This window comes from Colwellia sp. MB3u-55, from assembly GCF_014076785.1.
Classification (GTDB): Bacteria; Pseudomonadota; Gammaproteobacteria; order Enterobacterales; family Alteromonadaceae; genus Colwellia_A.
Genome location: NZ_JACGUS010000111.1, coordinates 30,774 through 50,021 on the forward strand (window position 1 = coordinate 30,774; position 19,248 = coordinate 50,021).

The window sequence follows — 19,248 nt, forward strand, 5'->3', positions numbered from 1 at the left end:
CTTATTTGTATTGATGCTATTTAACATATCAATGTATCGTTTACTTTTCGATGATATTTTTTGGTGGGGTGGCATTGTGTAAATATTTAAATAAGTCACTGTTAGTCGACAGTACTAATGTCGTATCTTCGCCAATAGCAAGTTCATAGGCTTGCAAGGTTCGTGTAAAAGCATAAAATTCAATAGATTCTTGACTTTGGCTGTGTGCTGTAGAATAAATTCCAGCGGCTTTAGCATCGGCTTTACCGCGAATTTCTACAACTTGACGATAAGCTTCTGATTGAATTTTATTTAAATCGCGTTCGCGGTTGCCTAATATCCTAGCTGCTTCACCTTTTCCTTCAGATAGAAACCTTTCGGCAATTTGGCGACGTTCACTGATCATGCGCTCATAAATTTTTGGTCGTACACTTTCATTATAATTAATGCGCTTAAAACGAATATCTAATAGTTCGATACCAAACACCTTAACCTTTTCTGCCGCAGCGTTAAATATGTCTTGTTCGACAAGTTTCCTACCTTTATGGATCGGCACTAAACTGCCCATATCTAATGCTTTTTCTGCATCAGTTAACAATGGGTCACGCAGAGGTTGACGGCCTTTAGTGGTCCGAATAATTTCAATTAGTTTATGTGTTGCTACCGCGTTTCGTGTCTCACTACCAAAAATATCATCTAATCTCGACTGCGCACTACGTTCATCCCCCAGACGTAAAAAATACGGCAATGGGTCGGTTATCTGCCAACGCGCATATAAGCTAACAGAAATATATAACTTGTCCTTTGTCGGCATATCTGAAGGTGTACCTTCCCATTCCAATACACGTTTATCAATCGAATTAACCTGTTGTATATAAGGTAATTTAAACTTAATACCTGCATCAACAACCGGCTCACCAACGGGACGACCAAATTGGGTAATAATGACTTGTTCAACTTCATTTACGGTGTAAAAGGCGCCATAAAGTAAGGTAATAATAACGAATAGCAAAATACTCGTGAATAAGCTTAAATAACGTTTCATGGTTTTCTCCCTTCAATAGATGTTAAATCAAGCAAAGGTAAAACATCTATTGTGCCACTATCAATGATAATTTTGTTGCTTATGGTTGGCATTACTTTTTGCATGGTCTCCACGTAAATGCGCCTGCGCGTTACCTCTGGCGCCAACTTAAATTGGTCATATAGTGCATTAAAACGTAATACATCACCTTCTGCTTCATTAATTCGTTTTATTCTATAGCCATCTGCTTCGCGAATACGTTGATCTCGCTCGCCTTCTGCCAATGGGATAATACGATTGTAATCTCGGCGCGCTTCATTAATCAGCTTTTCCTTTTCTTGTTGAGCCTGATTTACCTCATTAAACGAGGCTTGAACGGGCTTCGGCGGATTAATATTCTTTAATTGAACTTGGTCAATACTGATGCCCATTACATATTTAGTTGCCAAAGCCTGCATTTTTTTAAGTGCTTCAACTTCAATTTCTTGACGGCCAATAGTGATCACTTCGTCAACGGTTCTATCACCTACCACTTCACGCATTACTGATTCAGAAACATAGCGTAACGTACCTGCTGGATCACGTACTTCAAATAAGTAATTTTTGGGATCAGCAATTCGATACTGAATGACCCATTCCACCAGTGCTGTATTCAAATCTCCCGTCACCATTTGCGTTTCTCCCACTTGATTACTTGCTATGGCTAAGTCACGCTCACGAGCACTACGGCCTATATTCTTTAAAGAATCATTGAACGAGTTGTTTATGGAGATATTTTGGTCAGGGTCTTTAGCACCAGGCGTTGAAAAGCCAAACTCTTGCTTCAACTGCCGCTTTGTTGGCACTATGTTCACTTGCTCTATACCTAAAGGTAATTTGAAATGTAAACCCGCAGGGAAAATAGCTTCAAACTTACCAAATCTCAGTACAACAGCTACAGAATCGCTAGGAACTGTGTATACCGCGGTATAAATACCACCAGTGAGCAATATAACTGCAAGGATAATCCATCCAGGTTTTTTGCCACTACTCGTTGGCAGTAATGCTTGATACTTTTGAAAAAATTTACAGACTACTTTGCTTAGATCAGGTAGCTCTGATTTGGGCTTTTTAGCGTTGTTATTATCTGGCGTCATAGGCTCCTCTATTTATTAACTAACTTTCGAAAAATAGGTTTTAACTTTATAATTAATAACTGCCCATCCTATCAAACTGTATTATATAACTTTAATTAAATAATCGTATTATATTATTTGTTTTTGGATAGACACACTTTGTAATTTCCGACTCAGGCTCATCAGATAATTCTACGATAAATAATATTAGTTTTCTGTTCGATACCACACGTAGTCGTCATAAATTATTTCAGTCAATACAGCCTGTGATAGATAGAACATCATCACAAATAATGAATTTTGATTGAAGTTGAGTGTTGAAATAACGTTTTCACAGGCTAGATTTATTAGATAACTTTCCATTGAATCTGAGGAAATTCAAATGGTGATTTTTTATTTTTTATAAGTGCTTACGTTAACCCTTGATGTGGCCAGTAGTAGATAATTACTGACGCACTTGTGCAGGTAATGTCTCTATTTAAAAGGAGGGCTAAAGCGGTGGTACAGTAATTTCTGTTTGACGAATCTCAACCAGCGGACAAACACTGGCTACTTTATTGTGATATACCTCAATCTGGTGATCAGCTGGAACATCCAACATCATCAGCACTTCGCCATTACTAATTGCAGTTTCGCATGCAACCTTCTCCTGATCACTTAAACCAGCGCCTACCATACCTGAGACCCAAGCACCAAAACTCGCACCTGCGACGGTAAAGCCTAAAATAGCTGCACCACCAAGGGCTAAACCCGTAGCCGGAAGGGTTATAACCGCCAGGCCTGCCAATAATCCAGTTGTCCCACCAGCTATAACACCCCGTTTGATCGCTGGGTACAAGTCGGAATCATCCAATGCATCCGCTTTGGGGAGATCGCTTAAATCGATTTTATCGTTTGCTATTAGATGCATTTGACTATCGCTAATGCCATCAGCGCGAAACAGGTTTACCAATTCACATGTAACCTTAACATCGGGGGCTAGAAAATAAATACGTTTCATTTGTTGCTCCTGTGTGCATCTACACTGGCTAAAAAACTATAATGTTAACAGGCAATGAGCTGCAGTATTTTATTAAAATAATTGCATATTTTAATCATTAAAAAAAGATGGAAAAATTTTAATAATTTCCCTATCGATAAAGTGCATGTATATCCATAACTCATCATAAATTGATATCAACAAAGTGTCTGTGCGTTGCCACACATTGTTTAATGAAGTGATCTAAAGTCATAAATTGCATTGCTTAAGCTATGATAAACAACGCCAAAATTTGGCTATCTACTCATCAATGAGATCATAACTAACAACAAGCTGATTGATCTGTATTAACCTTGATACAGATAAACTAGCGCTCTTTATCAACGGTAACTAGACTAAAAATCAATCGATTAGTAGAAGCTACTACCTCTACCTTTGCTAAAGTATCTTGTTAATTTATTCTACTATTTAATGAAATACCCCTGATATGATTAGAAATTTTTTAAATTATCAATGGGCAAGAACCGATTCTCTATTTTTTCATATAGCGCAGAGTGTTAACTAGCTGGCTATTAATTCAACCTAAAAATGATTAAGGAATAATAATGAATTACTTTCTATTGAGTTTACTTGTCGTTATGTCATTAACGCTGTTCAGTTGTGGTAAAGGAATTGACTCGCCAAGAGGATTTAGTCTGCCTACAGGGAATATTAAAGCAGGTAAAATAGCTTTCTTAAAATATCAATGTTTAGCCTGCCACACACTTGATGGTGTTAAGGATGATAGTATTGCAAATCAGCAAACCCTTTCAGTTTCTCTGGGTGGTAACAAAACTAAAATTGTCATTTATGCTGAATTGGTTACCTCTATTATTAATCCATCCCATAAATTTTCAAATTTACATTCACCACAGTTTAGAACACCTCAAGGTGAATCAAAGATGAAAGTCTTTAATGATGTAATGACTGTGACTGAACTCATTGATTTAGTATCCTTTTTACAACCTAACTATTTATTAAAACCTTATCAACAAACCAGATATCAATATTATCCACATTAAAAGGTATGGGAGTTAACATGAACATTAAATTTTTTGGAACCACTAGAGAAGTCACTGGCTCTTGCTATTTGGTACAGGGTAATAACAAAAACATACTGATTGAATATGGTATGTTTCAAGGTTCTCATCACCATGAAAAACACAACCATCACCCCTTCCATTTTGATGTTAGTGAGTTAGATGCCGTGGTGATCACTCATGCACACCTTGACCACTCGGGTCGATTACCCATATTAATCAAGGAGGGTTTTCACGGTTCTATTTATACCCATAATACCACGGCAGATTTATGTAAAATTATGTTAATCGACTCCGGCCACATACACGAAAAAGAAGCGAGCTGGGAAAATAAAAACGTCAGTGTAAAGGGTTAACATTAATAGAACCTCTTTATACGAAGGCAGAAGCAAAAACAGCATGTCAGTACTTCAAAGGGCTTACCTATGATGATGAATTAGAAATATGTGATGGTGTCAAACTAACCCTTAGAGATGCCGGCCATATTATTGGCTCAGCCATTCTTGAATTAACACTTGTCAAAGGTGGAGTGAGTAAAAAATCGTCTTTAGTGGTGATTTAGGCCATAAAGACGCGGCTATTTTACGCAATCCCTTTATCGTTAAACATGCTGACCTTGTTATCATGGAAAGTACCTATGGCGATAGAACACACCTAAACTGGCAAGAAAGGGGTAAAATAATAGCTCAAGCAAAAAGCAGCAAAGGCAATATTCTTATACCTGTTTTTACAGTGGGACGAACCCAGGAGCTTATTTATGAATTTCAGCATCACTTCAAGGCGTGACAACTGGCAGACTGGCAAATTTTGCTCTACAGTCCTACGGGGATAAAAGCGACTAAGGTTTACGCCAAACACCGTGAGTTTATGATAAAAAAGCTGTTGGTATTCATCATGATGAAGGAATATTTAATTTACCGAACCTGCACATGTCAGAAACAACTCAGTCTTCAATGAAAATCAATAAAATGTCCTCTGGAGCTATTATAGCGGGTAGCGGTATGTGTACGGGTGGTAGAATTAAACACCATTTTAAACATAACATCTGGTGTCAAAATGCGCATGTGATTATTGGCGGCTTTCAAGCAAGAGGAACATTAGGCCAAGCTCTTATTGAGGGTTGTCAGCACGTTAATTTATGGGGAGAAAAAGTACACGTTGAAGCAAATATACACAACCTTAGCGGTTTTTCAGCTCATGCTGATCAATAAGGATTACTTGAGTGGTATCAAGGGTTTGAAAATAAACCACCCGTAGTGCTAGTTCATGGAGAAAAAGAAGCGATGGATATACTAGAGAAAAAATTACCATAATTGCATCAGGCTAATGTAACCCAAGCAGGTTATAGGCAAAATATTATAATCTAACGGGTGTGTCAAATGATATGGCCATTGACCAAGACGTTATTATAACGAAGAGAATGGTTTCTCGACGTTACTGATAAAACTAGGGTCAAACAAAACAGCGTTTGTCTTAACCTAGTCGCAGATAAAAAATTTTAGCTTAAGATTTTTTATGACTACCATCACACATCGGCTGAGATGCTGTTTGTTTACAGCCACAAAAAAATACTTTTTTTGACTCTGTTGCGGTATATCTTACTGGCGAAAATTCTGAGCCTTTATGAGAGCCATCACAAAAGGGTTGTTTTTGGCTTTCCCCACAAGAACACCAAGAATATTTTTTACCTTCTTCAACGTCGACTGCAAAAGGTGTGTCAGATGCTCGTACTGGTGTAGACATAGTAAATCTCCATTAATTGATATATATATAGCGCCCGATAAAGAGGCAAGTAACTGATATTTAAAGTAAGCGATAAAGCAATAAAAGCCAACTGTTATTTACCCCAGTTGAACTTTAATTATCTGTTGAGTAAAAATCTATGAGGAAACTGCATTAAAGTCCAAGGTCAATAAAGGGATTCTAAAATTTTATCCTCTGACATTTGAAGAATAACTATGCCAAGTGAAATAACAATAATAAAGTTAACAAAAAAGACTAAAGCCATTAAAAACATGGCTACTTAAGGAATAGCGTTCAATGAAAAGGTGGATTGAAACAAAACCTGCGCTGCTTAATAAGAGAGGCGTCAAGTAAATAATTCAATCGGAAAGACTAATTTTGACGCTTTGGATACCAACAGCTTGTTTAACTTTTTCTTTGTAACTTCGACTCACTTTTAATTCTTTGCCATTACTCATCACTAAGTAATATTCGCCGTTAAGTTGGCTACAAAACTTATCAACATAATTTTTATTGACTATGGTTGAGCGATGAATGCGTACAAATTGCTTTGGGTCTAATATTTCTTCAAGCTGTTTCATTGTTTTACGTAATATATGTGTAGCGCTATGGGTATGAACACACATATAGTCTCCCGCAGCGTCAATCCATAAAATGTCTTTAACTGGGACTCTACTCACTTCTCCTGCATCTTTTATAGCTAAGATATCAGAGTAAGAAGATAAACTTACCGGTTGATTATTTGCGAGCTCAGCTAAAATTTTGTCACAATCATTACCGGTAACATCACAGACTAGCTGAATAAGTTTAGATTTATGAGCAGCATTTTCTGAGCTGATCAGGCTCTGCCTAACCTTGTCCATAGAGTCAGCTAAGCGAGTTTCATCAGCAGGCTTTAACAGGTAGTCTTGTGCGTGAACTTCAAAGGCTTGTAAGGCATATTGATCAAAGGCGGTGACAAAAATAACAATGGGTAGCTTTAATCCTCTTTCAATAATAGCTTGCACGACTTCAAAACCATTGAGGCCTGGCATTTGAATATCAAGAAACATTAAATCAGGTTCATAGGCTCGCACGGCTTCAAGTGCTTCACGACCATTATGGCATTGTGCAATAATATCAACGTCTTTATGTTCCGCTAATCTTACGGCAAGGCCTTTCCTTGCTAAAGGTTCATCATCAACTATGATTGTTGACAGAAGCTTTGTCATGTATTTATCTCTAGTTCATAGGGCATTCTAATGCTCACTTTAACACCTTTTGGCGTATTATTGGCAACAACTAAAGAAAAATCACTACCGTACAATGCAGCTAATCTTTCTCGGCTGTTTGCGAGGCCAACACCATTTTCACGATAAATATTACCATTTTTAATTTCAGCACCTGGACCATCATCGGCAAGTTCTAATAATAAGTCATTGGCAAAGCGGGTCACCGTAACTTTAATGGTACCGCCACTCTCTTGAGAAGCAATAGCATACTTAATAGAATTTTCAGCAATAGGTTGTAATATCATACTGGGTACTAAGGCATCTTTACAATCATCCGCTGCGGTAAACTCTACACATAATCGGTCTTCGAATCTAACTTTTTCTATATCTAGGTAAAGTTTTAATGCATGCAACTCACTATTTAAGGTGACTTTTTTCATCGGATCTTTATCAAGAGAATAGCGAAGAAACTCACTTAATTTAGTCACCATACCATTGGCTATTTTATTTTCATTAACCAAAACAAGGGTAGAGATTGCATTAAGAGTATTAAACAAAAAATGAGGATTGAGCTGATAACGCAGCATTTTAAGCTGAGCCTGGTGAGCGACGCTGTTAGCCTCTAGAACATTTTGTTTTTCTTTTTGCAGCATTTGATAATATTTTGTACCAAAGTATAAACCACTCCAGCTCAAAATAATAAAAAATGAATAAACACTGTTAGTGGTGTAGTACAGCCAAAAATCAGGGCGATAACCGTGCTTGTATATTTCCCAATGATTAATGTTTTTAACAACTTGCCAAAGTACGCCAACCAAATAAGAGGCGACTATGACCACAACGGCTATTTTTGCAGGACTAAAATTCCAGACTCTACGATATAGGTAGCGCAAAGGCACAGTGAACAGCCAACCTGCATAAGCATTGAGAAAAATTATCACGACAAAAATATCACGAGGATCATGTAATAATGATCCTAAATAATGCACTAAAGCAAATCCAAACCAACTTGTGCTATGCACTAACCAAAAAAGTCGGTTCTTATTTTCTAATAATTCTTTCCAATTCACGCAGTATAACCAATAAAAAATCTTATAATAATTATGAAGTAGCTTTGCCATTCTCGCATTACCATTGACCGTAGCATTTCAGCGACTCAACTCATTTGTATTCAATATAAATACAAAGCTTTAAAGCGCGATCATTTTACCTAAACGTTGCCCACCGACTAGGTGCATGTGAATGTGATAAACCTCTTGGCCGCCATGCTCATTACAGTTAATAATAAGGCGGTAGCCATTTTCAGCAATGCCCTCTTCTTTAGCTATTTTTTTAGCGACAGTGATCATACGTCCTAGAGTGAGTTCGTCATCGTCAGTGACATCATTGATCGTCGGAATTAATTTATTCGGAATAATAAGGACATGGGTACTCGCTTGTGGTGTTATGTCTCTAAATGCTGTCACGAGTTCATCTTGATAGAGTAAAGGTGTCAGTATTTCTTGTCTGATTATTTTTGAAAAGATAGTTTCTTCTGTCATGATATGCTCCGTTGTATCTGTTAGTTTACTTCTTGTGTCCACTTATTATAGTGTATCGCGTTATCAACTGAACGTCTCGGCAGACACCCTGCACTTTCTAATTTAGGTTTTTTTAAAATGTGTGACATAACCGATGCATAAATAAGCAATAATTTCAATTTTTGCGGGAATATTCAAAGCATCTCTAAGCTTCTCATCTTCAATAATACTTACCCAGCCAACGCCTAAATTTTCTGCTCTTGCGGCAAGCCATAAGTTTTGTACAGCGCAAACTGCACTGTATAAATCCATTTCAGCTATGATCGGTTTCCTAAGACAACTGGGCCATTTCTTTCTCTATCACATGTGACACATATTCCTATCGGCGCTTCTAAAATCCCTTCAATTTTTAATTTTTGATAGCTTTGTTGTTTATTATCTGCAAACATTTTTTTAGAGACCGAATTTGCTTGCTCAAATCCATGCTTAATTTTTTGTTTTGTTTCTTTATCATTAATAACGATAAAGTCCCACGGTTGCATAAAACCAACACTGGGGGCATGATGCGCAGCGGTTAATACCCGCTTTAAAACATCTTCTGGGATTGATTTGTTAATAAAATCGCTTCTAACATCTCGACGTGAAAAGATAGTTTTATAAACGGCGTCTCTTTCTTGTTCATAAATATGCATTTGAATAATTTTTGCTTGAGGAAAATGAAATAAATAACAATGTTGCATAAAAAAGGTCTAGGTTAATAATTAACCTAGACCTAATCATATATTTAAAAACTCATCGTTAGCTTTTTTTCAACACTCGTCGAGTAAAGCCAAAGGTTAATAGAGCGAATAAACTGATAAAGCCTAAACCAGCGCCTTCTCTTTCTATTTTTTCCTCAACCGCTGAACAGTCATCTATCTCACCCGCTAACGGTCTCAATGTGACAGCACGAACAACATCTTCGACAAGCTGCTCGCCAGTATCTAAATCAAACATCAATTCACCTTTTGCGTCACGGCGAGGTGCTTTAACAAGTGCTGAAGCAGATATTTCATTTTTATCGTTAATGTCACGCGCTTCGATAATTGTGTACTGAGAGTCACAAGTTAAAAAGTCATTAAGATCGGTAAAAGTCTTACTGGCAATCTCATACATAAAAGCATGTCTACGACGAGGAGATTGCTGATCGTTATGTGTTTCAACTTCACCCTCACCAACAATAATACCATTTTCGTTAATAGCACGTGCAGTACTTGATGAGCCCTTGAAAAAGTCATCAGGCATTATCATTTGCATACCACTATCAAAATCATTGGTATCTACATGAAAGAATTTTGTACGCGTATTACCATTAACCACAGTTTTAGTGTGGCCGATAGCAATACCAGCATTATTAATACCGTAAGTACGAGAATCAAAAAACTTACTATGATCATCGGTGAAGTCTTTTACTTGGCCATTTTTATAAACTACCGCATATAAATTTCGACGTTCATTTCTGCTTGGTTCGGTTTCGTTCTCATCCACCCAACCATGAGCAAAACCAACAGCAACGCCATCATTATTAATAGCCTGTGCGTAGTTAAGAAATTCTCTTGTATCATCAACATTTGGCGTAACTAAGTGTCCTAAAGTCTCGGTCTTTGTTGCCCCTTCCAAATTTAGCGTCCACTTTATTGCTTCAGTGCTATACATACTCGACACAGCATTTTGAATACAAATTTCGAACGGAGCATTTGCTAAAATAGCAGGGTCTGCACAGCCACCCGTTTCATCAAAAATAAAATCAAGCGCTTCTTGATCGATACTCGTACTGGCATAACCGACAGCAAATAAAGATTCACTCATGTCTAAAATAGCAGAATCACCGCCTAAGCGAAGATTTTCAGCAACATCGTCACCTTCAGTCGGTGGCTTTAACTCAATAATGGTATTGCCAGCATCAGGAGAATAAAAGGCTCTTGAGGTAAAATCACGAACCCAATAGACAACTGGGTTATTATCAGTGCCCGTAAATGGCAATGCAGTATATGGAGCTGAGCCGTTACCATAAATCCAGCCATCATTAGTAATACCGTTTACATAATCAACCGTTGAACGCGTCAATGTTGTGGTATCTGGAAAATATTGGTCAAATACAGCAAAGCTTTCAGTATCACCCGCTTTACCTGTTAAGTTACGCATAGCCAAGATATTACCAATTTTTTGATAAAACCTAGCTGAGCTACTGCTGTTTTGACTAGTCAAATACAGGACAGCCCAAGCTAAATCGTTAGCGGTTGGATTGCCTAACCTTAAGTCGTTTTCGTTTTCAATATCGACTAAGCCATCAACATCTTCATATTGTAAATTGGCAAATCTAACAATACTATCAAAATCATTAGTATCAAAGTACTGAAATTGAACGGGAAAATTATAAATATCTGAGCCAGAAATAGCCATTTGATTTTGGTTGTTTTCTTGCTGAGCATAACTATATTTAACTATATCAATGCCACCTTTATCGATAACTTCATATTTAGCTGCCTGTGCCATTGATAAACTTAACGCACTGCTAATTCCTAAAACTAATACAGATTTTACAAATTTGTTCATATACTACTTAACTCTCATTTCTTGTTATAATTCATCTAGCTCTTGCCATCTTGCGAAAGCGATTTCGAGTTTTGACTCACTTTCTTCAAGCTGGTTCAATATATTTTTTGTTTTATCGCTATCTTGAGCAAAAAAGTTAGCGTCGTTGACTTGTTCTTGCAATAAATTTATTAATGCTTCAAGTTCATCAACCTGCCCAGGTAGCGCTTCTAATTCACGATTATCTTTGAACGATAATTTTTTTTTAGTCGGTACATTAACTGCGGTTTTACTCTCATTCACTGAATTAACGGGGGCTTTTATACCTTCAGCTAACTGCTTACGCTGTTCAGCTTTGTATGCTAAATAACTATCAACATCATCATAACCACCAACAATATTTGTTATTTCACCACTGCCATCAAAGTAAAGACAACTATTTACACAATTATTAACAAAATCGCGATCATGGCTTACTAAAATAACGGTTCCTGCATAATTTGCAACGACTTCTTCTAATAATTCTAAAGTTTCTATATCTAGATCATTAGTTGGTTCATCGAGAATAAGTAAGTTGCTGGGTCTTAAAAATAGACGTGCTAATAACAAGCGATTTTTTTCACCACCTGAAAGCGCACGTACAGGAGTTCTGGCACGTTTGGGACTGAATAAGAAATCTTGCAAATATCCCAATACATGGCGTGTTACCCCATTAACAGTGACTTCTTGCTTGCCTTCGGCAACGGTGTCCTGAACGGTCATACTCAAGTCTAAAGCATCGCGATGTTGATCAAAATAAGCCACATCTAAATTAACACCAACACGCATCTTTCCTGAGCTGGGTTGTTGTTGTTCCATGATTAATTTGATTAACGTTGACTTACCCGTACCGTTGGCACCAATAAGCGCTAAACGGTCACCACGGGTTATAAGTAAATCTAAACCATTGAAAATGGTTTTATCACCAAACGCCATATGCAAGTTTTCACACTCAAAGACTAACTTACCTGAGCGATCACCGGTTGATATATTAATATCACCCTGTTTCTTAACTTCACGTCGTTCTTGGCGTTCGACTCGTAATTTTTCAAGTGAACGAACTCTGCCTTCGTTACGCGTTCTGCGAGCCTTAACCCCTTGTCTTATCCATACTTCTTCTTCAGCTAGACGCTTATCAAAAAGGGCATTTTGTGTGGACTCAACTTCTAAGTCGTGAGCTTTTTGTTCGATATAAAGATCATAGTTACCAGGGTAGCTAACGAGCTGACCACGGTCTAAGTCTAAAATACGGGTCGCTAAACCACGAATAAATGCTCTATCATGGCTAATGAATATAATAGTGCCTTTAAAGTCTTTTAAAAATTGCTCTAACCACAACACGCTACTAATGTCTAAATGGTTAGTAGGCTCATCAAGTAATAGCACATCAGGCTCGCTGACTAATGCTTTCGCTAATGCCAGTTTACGTAACCAACCACCAGAGAGATCGCAAATCATTTTGTCTGCTTCTAACGCTAGCGTGGTTAATACTTTATCGATACGTTGTTCATCTTGCCAAGCATTCGCTTGGTCAAGTTGTTGTTGAACGTTCGATAATTTATTAAGATTCTTCTCTGAAGGGTCTTCACCAATAATATGAATTATATGGTGATATTGCTTAATCAATTCTGCATTTTCAGCAACACCTTGAGCAACATAATCAAAAACGCTCATTTCAGATGACTCAGGCGGATCTTGCTCTAACATCGCTAACTTAATGTTACTCGACATCAAAATTTGACCATCGTCTAGGTTCTGTTTACCCATTAACACTTTCATTAATGAAGACTTACCTGCGCCATTCTTACCAACTAAACAGACACGTTCACCCGTTTTTATCGTTAAGTCTGTCTTATCTAAAATACTGTCTTCACCGAAGGCTAATTCGCCTTGAGCTATTCGGATTAATTCCATGGTTTATATCAACTCTACTACTTGTGATTGTTCGAAAGGCCAGAATAATAGTGTGTTATCACTCAAGCGCTCTAATACGGGAATATGAACACCGTATAAATTTACTAAATTATTTTCGCTGCTGGTGTCATCATCAATAATATCGACCACCTTAATTTGGTGATCGGGTATTATATCAACAATTAACTCTGCAGCTTGCTCACAAAGGTGGCAACCGGCACTGCTATATAAGTGAAATAAAACACTCATTAAGCCGTAACTTTTTTACGGGTAATTAACCAACTGTTATGGATGTGCTTATTACGCTGAAAATCTTTATCGCGGGTTAACGCTGAAATTGACTTCACCTCAAAATTTAAAGCAGCAACAGCGTCAAAGTCCATTTTGAAGTTTCGTTTATTATTCGTGAAAATAAGCTCGCCGTTTTCAGCAACACATTTCATTGCGTCAGTAATTAACGCCACGTGATCACTTTGCACATCAAAACTGTCTTCCATACGCTTAGAATTTGAGAAAGTTGGCGGATCAACGAAAACAACATCATAAGTGCCCCTATGCTCTTTTAACCAAGTTAAACAATCAGCTTGTACAAATTGGTATTTATGACCTGACAATTTATTTAAGGCGAAGTTTTCTTGTGCCCAGTTCAAGTAAGTATTAGACATATCAACAGTAGTAATACTAGTTGCGCCATGCAGTGCGGCTTGCAATGAAACAGAACCGGTATACGCAAATAAATTAAGCAATGATTTGTTTTTAGCTTTCTGTGCAACAATTTGCCTGGTTTTGCGGTGATCTAAAAATAAGCCTGTATCTAGGTAGTCCCATAAATTAATTTTTAATTTTGCACCATGTTCGTTGATAATCATCGACTGTTTACTTTGATCAACACGTTGATATTGGTCACTGCCCTTTTGCTTGGCACGGGTTTTTAATATCACCTTATCGGTAGGAACACCGAGTACCTTAGGAGCAAAATAGATAACTTCTTGTAAACGTTTGGCTACTTTACTTTCTTCGATAATTTTAGGTGCTGAATACTCTTGAATAACCAAATACTCACCATAAACGTCTACCGCGACATTATATTCTGGAATATCGGCATCGTATAAACGATAACATTCAATATTTTCTTTTTTCAGCCAGCTTTTTAAATTTTTCTTATTTTTTAATAAGCGATTACCAAAATCCGAATCTTTATCTTCAAATTCTGCATCGTTATTTTGCCCTGAAGCTTGTTTTTCATCGACGTTATAAAGAGCAAGTTGACAATCTAATGGACCATTCTTAAATTTATAGCGTTTGTTACTGGCTAGCTTCATCATCGAAAGTAATTCAACATTCGCTGTTAAAATAGCAATACGCCAATCCACAAATTGTGCTTTTAGTTTTCGACCTAATAAAACAAAATTTTCAACAAGCTCTGGTAATTCACCAATACGCTCTCCGTAAGGAGGGTTGAGTAAAAAAGTACCATTGTGGCCAAAACCATTATTTAAATTATTTATATCTTTACATGAAAATTCAATAAACTTTTGAACACCGGCATTACGTGCATTAACTTGTGCGGTATTTATCACTCGGCTATCAATATCAATACCAAAAACTTTCGCTTTTAATTCTTCAAGGCCAAGATGTGATTTTTGTTTAGCTTGAGTTAATTGTGCTTGCCACGGGTATAATTGATGACCAAGCCAGCAATCAAATCCCCATTTTACTCTGTCGATACCCGGTGCGTAACCTGCGGCCATCATTATAGCTTCAATTAAAATCGTGCCAGAACCACACATAGGATCAACAAGCGGTTTAGTGGTATCATCTAACCAGCCTGAACGAGTAATAATAGCCGCTGCTAGATGCTCTTTTAATGGCGCAGCACCCGAGTGCTCGCGATAGCCACGCTTAAATAAACTACGACCAGAGAAATCAAGATAGATAACAACCTTTTCTCTTAACAAACGCGCTTGAAAACTGATGTCTGGCGAGCTTTTGTCAACAGAAGGTCTATCCATACCTTGGTCACGAAAATGATCAACTAGCGCATCTTTTATTGTAAGCGCACCAAACTGGGTATTTCTGATTTCATCACTTGACCCGACAAAGTCAATAGCAAAGGTATGGTTACTCGAAAATTGTTCAGACCAATTAACACTTTGCGCGGTTGCAAAAAGTTTATCTTTATTTTCAGCATCACCTTCAGCAAGTTTTAATAAAATTCGCGTTGATAAGCGACAATAGAGACAGATTTTATAGGCCTCTTCAATTGTTGCCATAAAATATACGCCTTCAGGCTTTTGCACGACTTGTGATGCTTTTAAATCTTTTAGCTCTTGAGCTAATAAAATTTCTATACCAGGAGATGTTAATGCTAAAAATTGCTGCATGAGTGTTTTCCAGACCGATTTATGCACCTAATTATAAACAAAGACGCTAACTACTTATATAGAGACGTGCATAAAACACCAATATTCACTGATATATATTTTAAAATATTTTTAATAACCGTATTAGCAGACTTTAAAGGTCATAAAACCACCGTTTAGGCTACAATTAGGGCAATTAACTGCCTTTTTCTAATAGATGTAAAAATGTTAAAGAAACGCCTTGCAATGTGATGTAACTATCCTTAAGATACGCATCGATTTCAAGGGCTGATGCTTTTGAAATGGATTCGTTAATAACAAGAATTAAAACAGTTATGGCTTGTTTATGTGTAACCTTTAATGGGAATACTTAAACCATTCGGACGCGGGATGGAGCAGTCTGGTAGCTCGTCGGGCTCATAACCCGAAGGTCGTCAGTTCAAATCTGGCTCCCGCAACCAACTTAAGATATAAGTATAAAATCAGGTCGTCAGTTCACTTTAGAAAGATATGGGCTTCGATAACCAACTTTAACTCAAGTATAAAGAGTTAATTCTTAAGTTTGAATCAAAACAACTTGGCTTTCCTAAGAAGGTATTAGGACATTCGGACGCGGGATGGAGCAGTCTGGTAGCTCGTCGGGCTCATAACCCGAAGGTCGTCAGTTCAAATCTGGCTCCCGCAACCAACTTAACTCAAGTATAAAGAGTATTTGCATTGAAAGTCGTCAGTTCCCTTTCGAAAGATATGGGCTCACGCAACCAACTTACGCTTAAGTATAAAAAGCAAATTCTTAAGTTTGAATTAAAAAAATTGGCTTTCCTAAAAAGGTATTAGGACATTCGGACGCGGGATGGAGCAGCCTGGTAGCTCGTCGGGCTCATAACCCGAAGGTCGTCAGTTCAAATCTGGCTCCCGCAACCAACTTCAACTCAAGTATAAAGAGTGTTTTTACTGAAAGTCGTCTGTCCCTTTCAATTAGATATCGGCTCCGATAACCAACTTAAGATATAAATGTAAAATCTGGTCATCAGTTCATTCTACAAAAAACATTCCCCTGATACAAAATCAAAATTTCATTGTTAGATAAAACCCAGTCACTCTACGACTAAAACGTTTTCCAATAACATATTGATTTAATTAAAATTCAACCTTATTTTCTGTCTATCCTGTTAAACTTTAATAATATTATTCATTACTCACTTTAATTATAAATCACCACTAACAAGCCCAATATTAATATAAGTAAGGTGCGAGCCATACACATAAAGTGTACTCAGCTGATTAAGCTTTCTTAGAAGATAAATTTTTACTGTTAGCACAAACACCGTTTTCTCTACGAGGTGACAAAGAAACTGATGGATCCCAAATTCGCTGCCAAACACTACCAAGCATACTAAAATCAGGCCTCGCACTTACCTTCTCAGCATGACTCTTAACAATACCCATACTTGTTTGCTCACCAACAATAAAATTAAACACATAGCTGCATTCCGCACCCATGCGTAAATCAGATAAAACAATATACTGCTCTTCTTGTTTTACTGAATAAAAGCCTTTCGTGAACCATTGTAGTCGTTGTACATTCCATTCATCTTTAAGGTTAGTAAGTAGAGAGTCTGACGATTGATAAGCTTCCAAACTTACCTCCGATGCTGAGTCAAACACAGAGACATAGCCCTCATAATATTGACCATCAGACATAACCAATACCCGCCAAAGTAGCGTAGAAAAAGGCGCAGGTGTACTCAAATAATGATGTATTTTTATCTGTCGTTCGTTCAGCGCTGTGGTGACTTTATCGTCTATATAAAGCTTTACCACCAAAGACCAACAGATATAAAGTGTACTTATCGTTAATGCAAAAGTATTGATTTTTAAAGCACTTGCCGGTTTAACTCTGGGCAGAAAAATAACAATAAAGGCAAACAACAGCGGTAAGGTATAAATGGGGTCAATGATAAACAAATTAGAGACTGCAAAGGGATATTCCGTAATAGGCCACAACAATTGTGTACCGTAAACAGTGAAGCTGTCCAAAATCCCATGAGTAGATAAACACAAAAACACCAACAAAAACCAGTGTTTCTTATAAATGGCTGTAGCTTGATGGCATTTAGTTATTAACCAGGCAATTAAAGGGCTAATAAACAACTGTACTAATAACGAGTGGCTAAATCCTCGATGGTAAGTAAAAGCTTCGACATCACCGCTATATGGCAAGAATACATCTAAGTCAGGCAATGTTCCTAAAACGGCACCATAAATAGCCGCTTTAGGACCAACTTTATTACCTAATACCGCATAGCCTACCGCGCCGCCCAAGACAGCTTGTGTTAATGAATCCATAATGACCTTGCCGATTTATCAATTATTATTTTAATACGCCTTTATCTATAATTCTAGATCAATCGAGACAGCAAATTTCCTTTGGTTTTTCATACTGTTTCAATGGCTAATAAACTATATGCATTGAGTTTACTGACAATTTTAACAATAGGCTTGTTGTAGTTCAAAGAGCATTAACATGACATAAACTTTCTATGGCGTTTAACTCATATAATATAGTCATGACAGAGATAGAATAACTAAGGTGATGATTGACATCTTGTTCGACAATCAAAATTTCATTATTCCTAGATAAAAAAACCGCAATTAAGCGGCTTATATTATTATGCAGTAGACTTATTTTGCTCTCATATCTAATATTGGCATATTACTACTACCTAAAATTGTTGCTGGAAGCTTGCCATCCCAGTTTTGAGCTTCTGTTAGTTTAACAATTAAAGGGTTGTTACCCAGTGCTTTAGCTTTAGCCGTAATCGCTTCAGCTTCAGCTAAGCCTTTAATTCGAATAGATTCAGCTTCTGCTATAGCAACAAGCTTAATACCGTCTGCTTTTGCTTTTGCCGTATTTACGTCACGTTGCGCTTCTAAATTTTGACGTGCTAGTTTATGTTTCTCCGCATCAGCCAGATTTTTTTCTGTTTGTTTAGTTTCAATAGAAGTTAAATACTTAGCCGGTAATTGAATGTTTTCAATTTGAATGTTGTCAACAGTAACAGGAAAGTCTTTCATTTCTTCGATAAAGCTTGCTTCAATTGCTTGAATGGCACTTGCTCTATCTTGTATTAATTTCTCTGCATCATACTGTGGGATAACATCTTTAGTGGCAGATCTAAAACGAGGATCAAGAATTCTATTTTCAAATTGCTTTAAACCACCGTACTGGCGAAAAAGTTCAAGCGCAGCTGTCTTATCTACTGTCCAGTTAACTGAAACGATAACAGTTACTGGCATTTGCTCTTTGGTGCTTGATGCCATTTTTTCTTCATTTTTCCGTGTTCTAACTTCTATCTCTTCAACGCTATCAATAAAAGGTACTTTAAAGTGTAAACCAGGGTTAACTTGCTCTTTAGCTTCACTGAATCGTTTGACAATACCGATATGTCCTTCATTGACGGTGTAAACAGAGCTGAAAAATAGGGTAACAGCAATCGTGACCGTAATTATTGATTTAGTTGGGATATTTAATTTATCTATATTCACTTTTTTACCTCAGAGGCTTAATTAGGTGCCCGTATTTAAAGACACATTAGTTAAATATTACAGCATGTTATTCGCTATGCAGAGACCATAACCTTTTAAGTGACTTAACGTCAAACTTACACCCGAGTCAACCAGCCCTTCAAAGTATAAAAATCGATA

At 37.2% G+C, this 19,248-nt stretch carries 18 protein-coding genes, 3 tRNA genes and 1 pseudogene; 7 read left to right on the plus strand and 15 right to left on the minus strand.

What is annotated here, in order from left to right; translation table 11 throughout:
• Nucleotides 1-40: 40 nt before the first annotated feature.
• The 3 genes from hflC to H4J66_RS08925 all read right to left on the minus strand — a co-directional run bounded on the left by hflC (nucleotide 41) and on the right by H4J66_RS08925 (nucleotide 3,118).
• On the minus strand, nucleotides 41-1,024 hold the full coding sequence (hflC, locus tag H4J66_RS08915; RefSeq protein WP_182173377.1) for a protease modulator HflC: 984 nt from the start codon (nucleotides 1,022-1,024) through the stop codon (nucleotides 41-43).
• Nucleotides 1,021-2,139: an FtsH protease activity modulator HflK gene (gene hflK / locus H4J66_RS08920; RefSeq protein ID WP_182173380.1), complete on the minus strand. Its 1,119-nt coding sequence runs from the start codon at nucleotides 2,137-2,139 to the stop codon at nucleotides 1,021-1,023. The genes hflC and hflK overlap by 4 nt, the downstream gene beginning before the upstream one ends.
• Before the next feature lie 469 nt (nucleotides 2,140-2,608).
• The gene (locus H4J66_RS08925; RefSeq protein ID WP_070373523.1) at nucleotides 2,609-3,118 is read right to left on the minus strand and encodes a hypothetical protein; all 510 of its coding nucleotides are present in this window, start codon (nucleotides 3,116-3,118) and stop codon (nucleotides 2,609-2,611) included.
• Between the two features lie 584 nt (nucleotides 3,119-3,702).
• Here H4J66_RS08925 and H4J66_RS08930 point away from each other — a divergent pair.
• The 4 genes and pseudogenes from H4J66_RS08930 to H4J66_RS20785 form a co-directional block, all read left to right on the plus strand.
• Nucleotides 3,703-4,158 (plus strand): cytochrome C, encoded by a 456-nt coding sequence (locus H4J66_RS08930; RefSeq protein WP_182173383.1) that lies wholly within the window; start codon nucleotides 3,703-3,705, stop codon nucleotides 4,156-4,158.
• 17 nt (nucleotides 4,159-4,175) lie between these two features.
• Nucleotides 4,176-4,532 (plus strand): MBL fold metallo-hydrolase, encoded by a 357-nt coding sequence (locus H4J66_RS19985; RefSeq protein WP_220463256.1) that lies wholly within the window; start codon nucleotides 4,176-4,178, stop codon nucleotides 4,530-4,532.
• Nucleotides 4,533-5,081: 549 nt separating this feature from the next.
• Nucleotides 5,082-5,387, plus strand: coding sequence for a hypothetical protein (locus H4J66_RS19990; protein ID WP_409049361.1), 306 nt, complete (start codon nucleotides 5,082-5,084; stop codon nucleotides 5,385-5,387).
• A 12-nt stretch (nucleotides 5,388-5,399) separates the two neighbouring features.
• Nucleotides 5,400-5,489 (plus strand): annotated as a pseudogene (locus H4J66_RS20785) (MBL fold metallo-hydrolase RNA specificity domain-containing protein); the annotation flags it as partial.
• Between the two features lie 190 nt (nucleotides 5,490-5,679).
• On the opposite strand, the gene H4J66_RS08940 reads toward H4J66_RS20785, so the two are convergent.
• The 10 genes from H4J66_RS08940 to rlmKL all read right to left on the minus strand — a co-directional run bounded on the left by H4J66_RS08940 (nucleotide 5,680) and on the right by rlmKL (nucleotide 15,561).
• Nucleotides 5,680-5,919: a CDGSH iron-sulfur domain-containing protein gene (locus H4J66_RS08940; RefSeq protein WP_182173385.1), complete on the minus strand. Its 240-nt coding sequence runs from the start codon at nucleotides 5,917-5,919 to the stop codon at nucleotides 5,680-5,682.
• Nucleotides 5,920-6,278: 359 nt separating this feature from the next.
• On the minus strand, nucleotides 6,279-7,130 hold the full coding sequence (locus tag H4J66_RS08945) for a LytTR family DNA-binding domain-containing protein (RefSeq protein ID WP_182173389.1): 852 nt from the start codon (nucleotides 7,128-7,130) through the stop codon (nucleotides 6,279-6,281).
• Complete coding sequence (locus H4J66_RS08950) at nucleotides 7,127-8,200, minus strand: histidine kinase (RefSeq protein ID WP_310650644.1); 1,074 nt, start codon at nucleotides 8,198-8,200, stop codon at nucleotides 7,127-7,129. The genes H4J66_RS08945 and H4J66_RS08950 overlap by 4 nt, the downstream gene beginning before the upstream one ends.
• 120 nt (nucleotides 8,201-8,320) lie before the next feature.
• Nucleotides 8,321-8,671, minus strand: coding sequence for an HIT domain-containing protein (locus H4J66_RS08955; RefSeq protein WP_182173395.1), 351 nt, complete (start codon nucleotides 8,669-8,671; stop codon nucleotides 8,321-8,323).
• Between the two features lie 102 nt (nucleotides 8,672-8,773).
• Entirely contained in the window at nucleotides 8,774-8,962 is a 189-nt protein-coding gene (locus H4J66_RS20340; protein WP_259368592.1) for a nitroreductase family protein, read from the minus strand.
• Nucleotides 8,963-8,967: 5 nt separating this feature from the next.
• A complete protein-coding gene (locus H4J66_RS20345) occupies nucleotides 8,968-9,390 on the minus strand; it encodes a nitroreductase family protein (RefSeq protein WP_259369096.1) in 423 nt (140 codons plus the stop codon).
• Between the two features lie 58 nt (nucleotides 9,391-9,448).
• Entirely contained in the window at nucleotides 9,449-11,245 is a 1,797-nt protein-coding gene (locus H4J66_RS08965; RefSeq protein ID WP_182173398.1) for a DUF3466 family protein, read from the minus strand.
• 24 nt (nucleotides 11,246-11,269) lie between these two features.
• On the minus strand, nucleotides 11,270-13,177 hold the full coding sequence (locus H4J66_RS08970) for an ABC transporter ATP-binding protein (protein ID WP_182173401.1): 1,908 nt from the start codon (nucleotides 13,175-13,177) through the stop codon (nucleotides 11,270-11,272).
• A 3-nt stretch (nucleotides 13,178-13,180) separates the two neighbouring features.
• Nucleotides 13,181-13,426, minus strand: a complete 246-nt coding sequence (locus tag H4J66_RS08975) for a glutaredoxin family protein (RefSeq protein WP_182173404.1) — start codon at nucleotides 13,424-13,426, stop codon at nucleotides 13,181-13,183.
• The gene (gene rlmKL / locus H4J66_RS08980) at nucleotides 13,426-15,561 is read right to left on the minus strand and encodes a bifunctional 23S rRNA (guanine(2069)-N(7))-methyltransferase RlmK/23S rRNA (guanine(2445)-N(2))-methyltransferase RlmL (protein WP_182173407.1); all 2,136 of its coding nucleotides are present in this window, start codon (nucleotides 15,559-15,561) and stop codon (nucleotides 13,426-13,428) included. Before rlmKL ends, H4J66_RS08975 begins: the two co-directional genes overlap by 1 nt.
• A gap of 363 nt (nucleotides 15,562-15,924) precedes the next feature.
• Between rlmKL and H4J66_RS08985 the strand changes: the two genes are divergently transcribed.
• The 3 genes from H4J66_RS08985 (at nucleotide 15,925) to H4J66_RS08995 (ending at nucleotide 16,464) form a co-directional block, all read left to right on the plus strand.
• Nucleotides 15,925-16,001 (plus strand) — tRNA-Met (locus tag H4J66_RS08985).
• A 150-nt stretch (nucleotides 16,002-16,151) separates the two neighbouring features.
• Nucleotides 16,152-16,228, plus strand: a tRNA-Met gene (locus tag H4J66_RS08990).
• Between the two features lie 159 nt (nucleotides 16,229-16,387).
• Nucleotides 16,388-16,464, plus strand: a tRNA-Met gene (locus H4J66_RS08995).
• 360 nt (nucleotides 16,465-16,824) lie between these two features.
• On the opposite strand, the gene H4J66_RS09000 is transcribed toward H4J66_RS08995, so the two are convergent.
• Nucleotides 16,825-17,889 (minus strand): metal-dependent hydrolase, encoded by a 1,065-nt coding sequence (locus H4J66_RS09000; protein WP_182173410.1) that lies wholly within the window; start codon nucleotides 17,887-17,889, stop codon nucleotides 16,825-16,827.
• Between the two features lie 336 nt (nucleotides 17,890-18,225).
• Nucleotides 18,226-19,053, minus strand: a complete 828-nt coding sequence (locus H4J66_RS09005; protein WP_404842793.1) for a prohibitin family protein — start codon at nucleotides 19,051-19,053, stop codon at nucleotides 18,226-18,228.
• Between the last annotated feature and the right edge of the window lie 195 nt (nucleotides 19,054-19,248).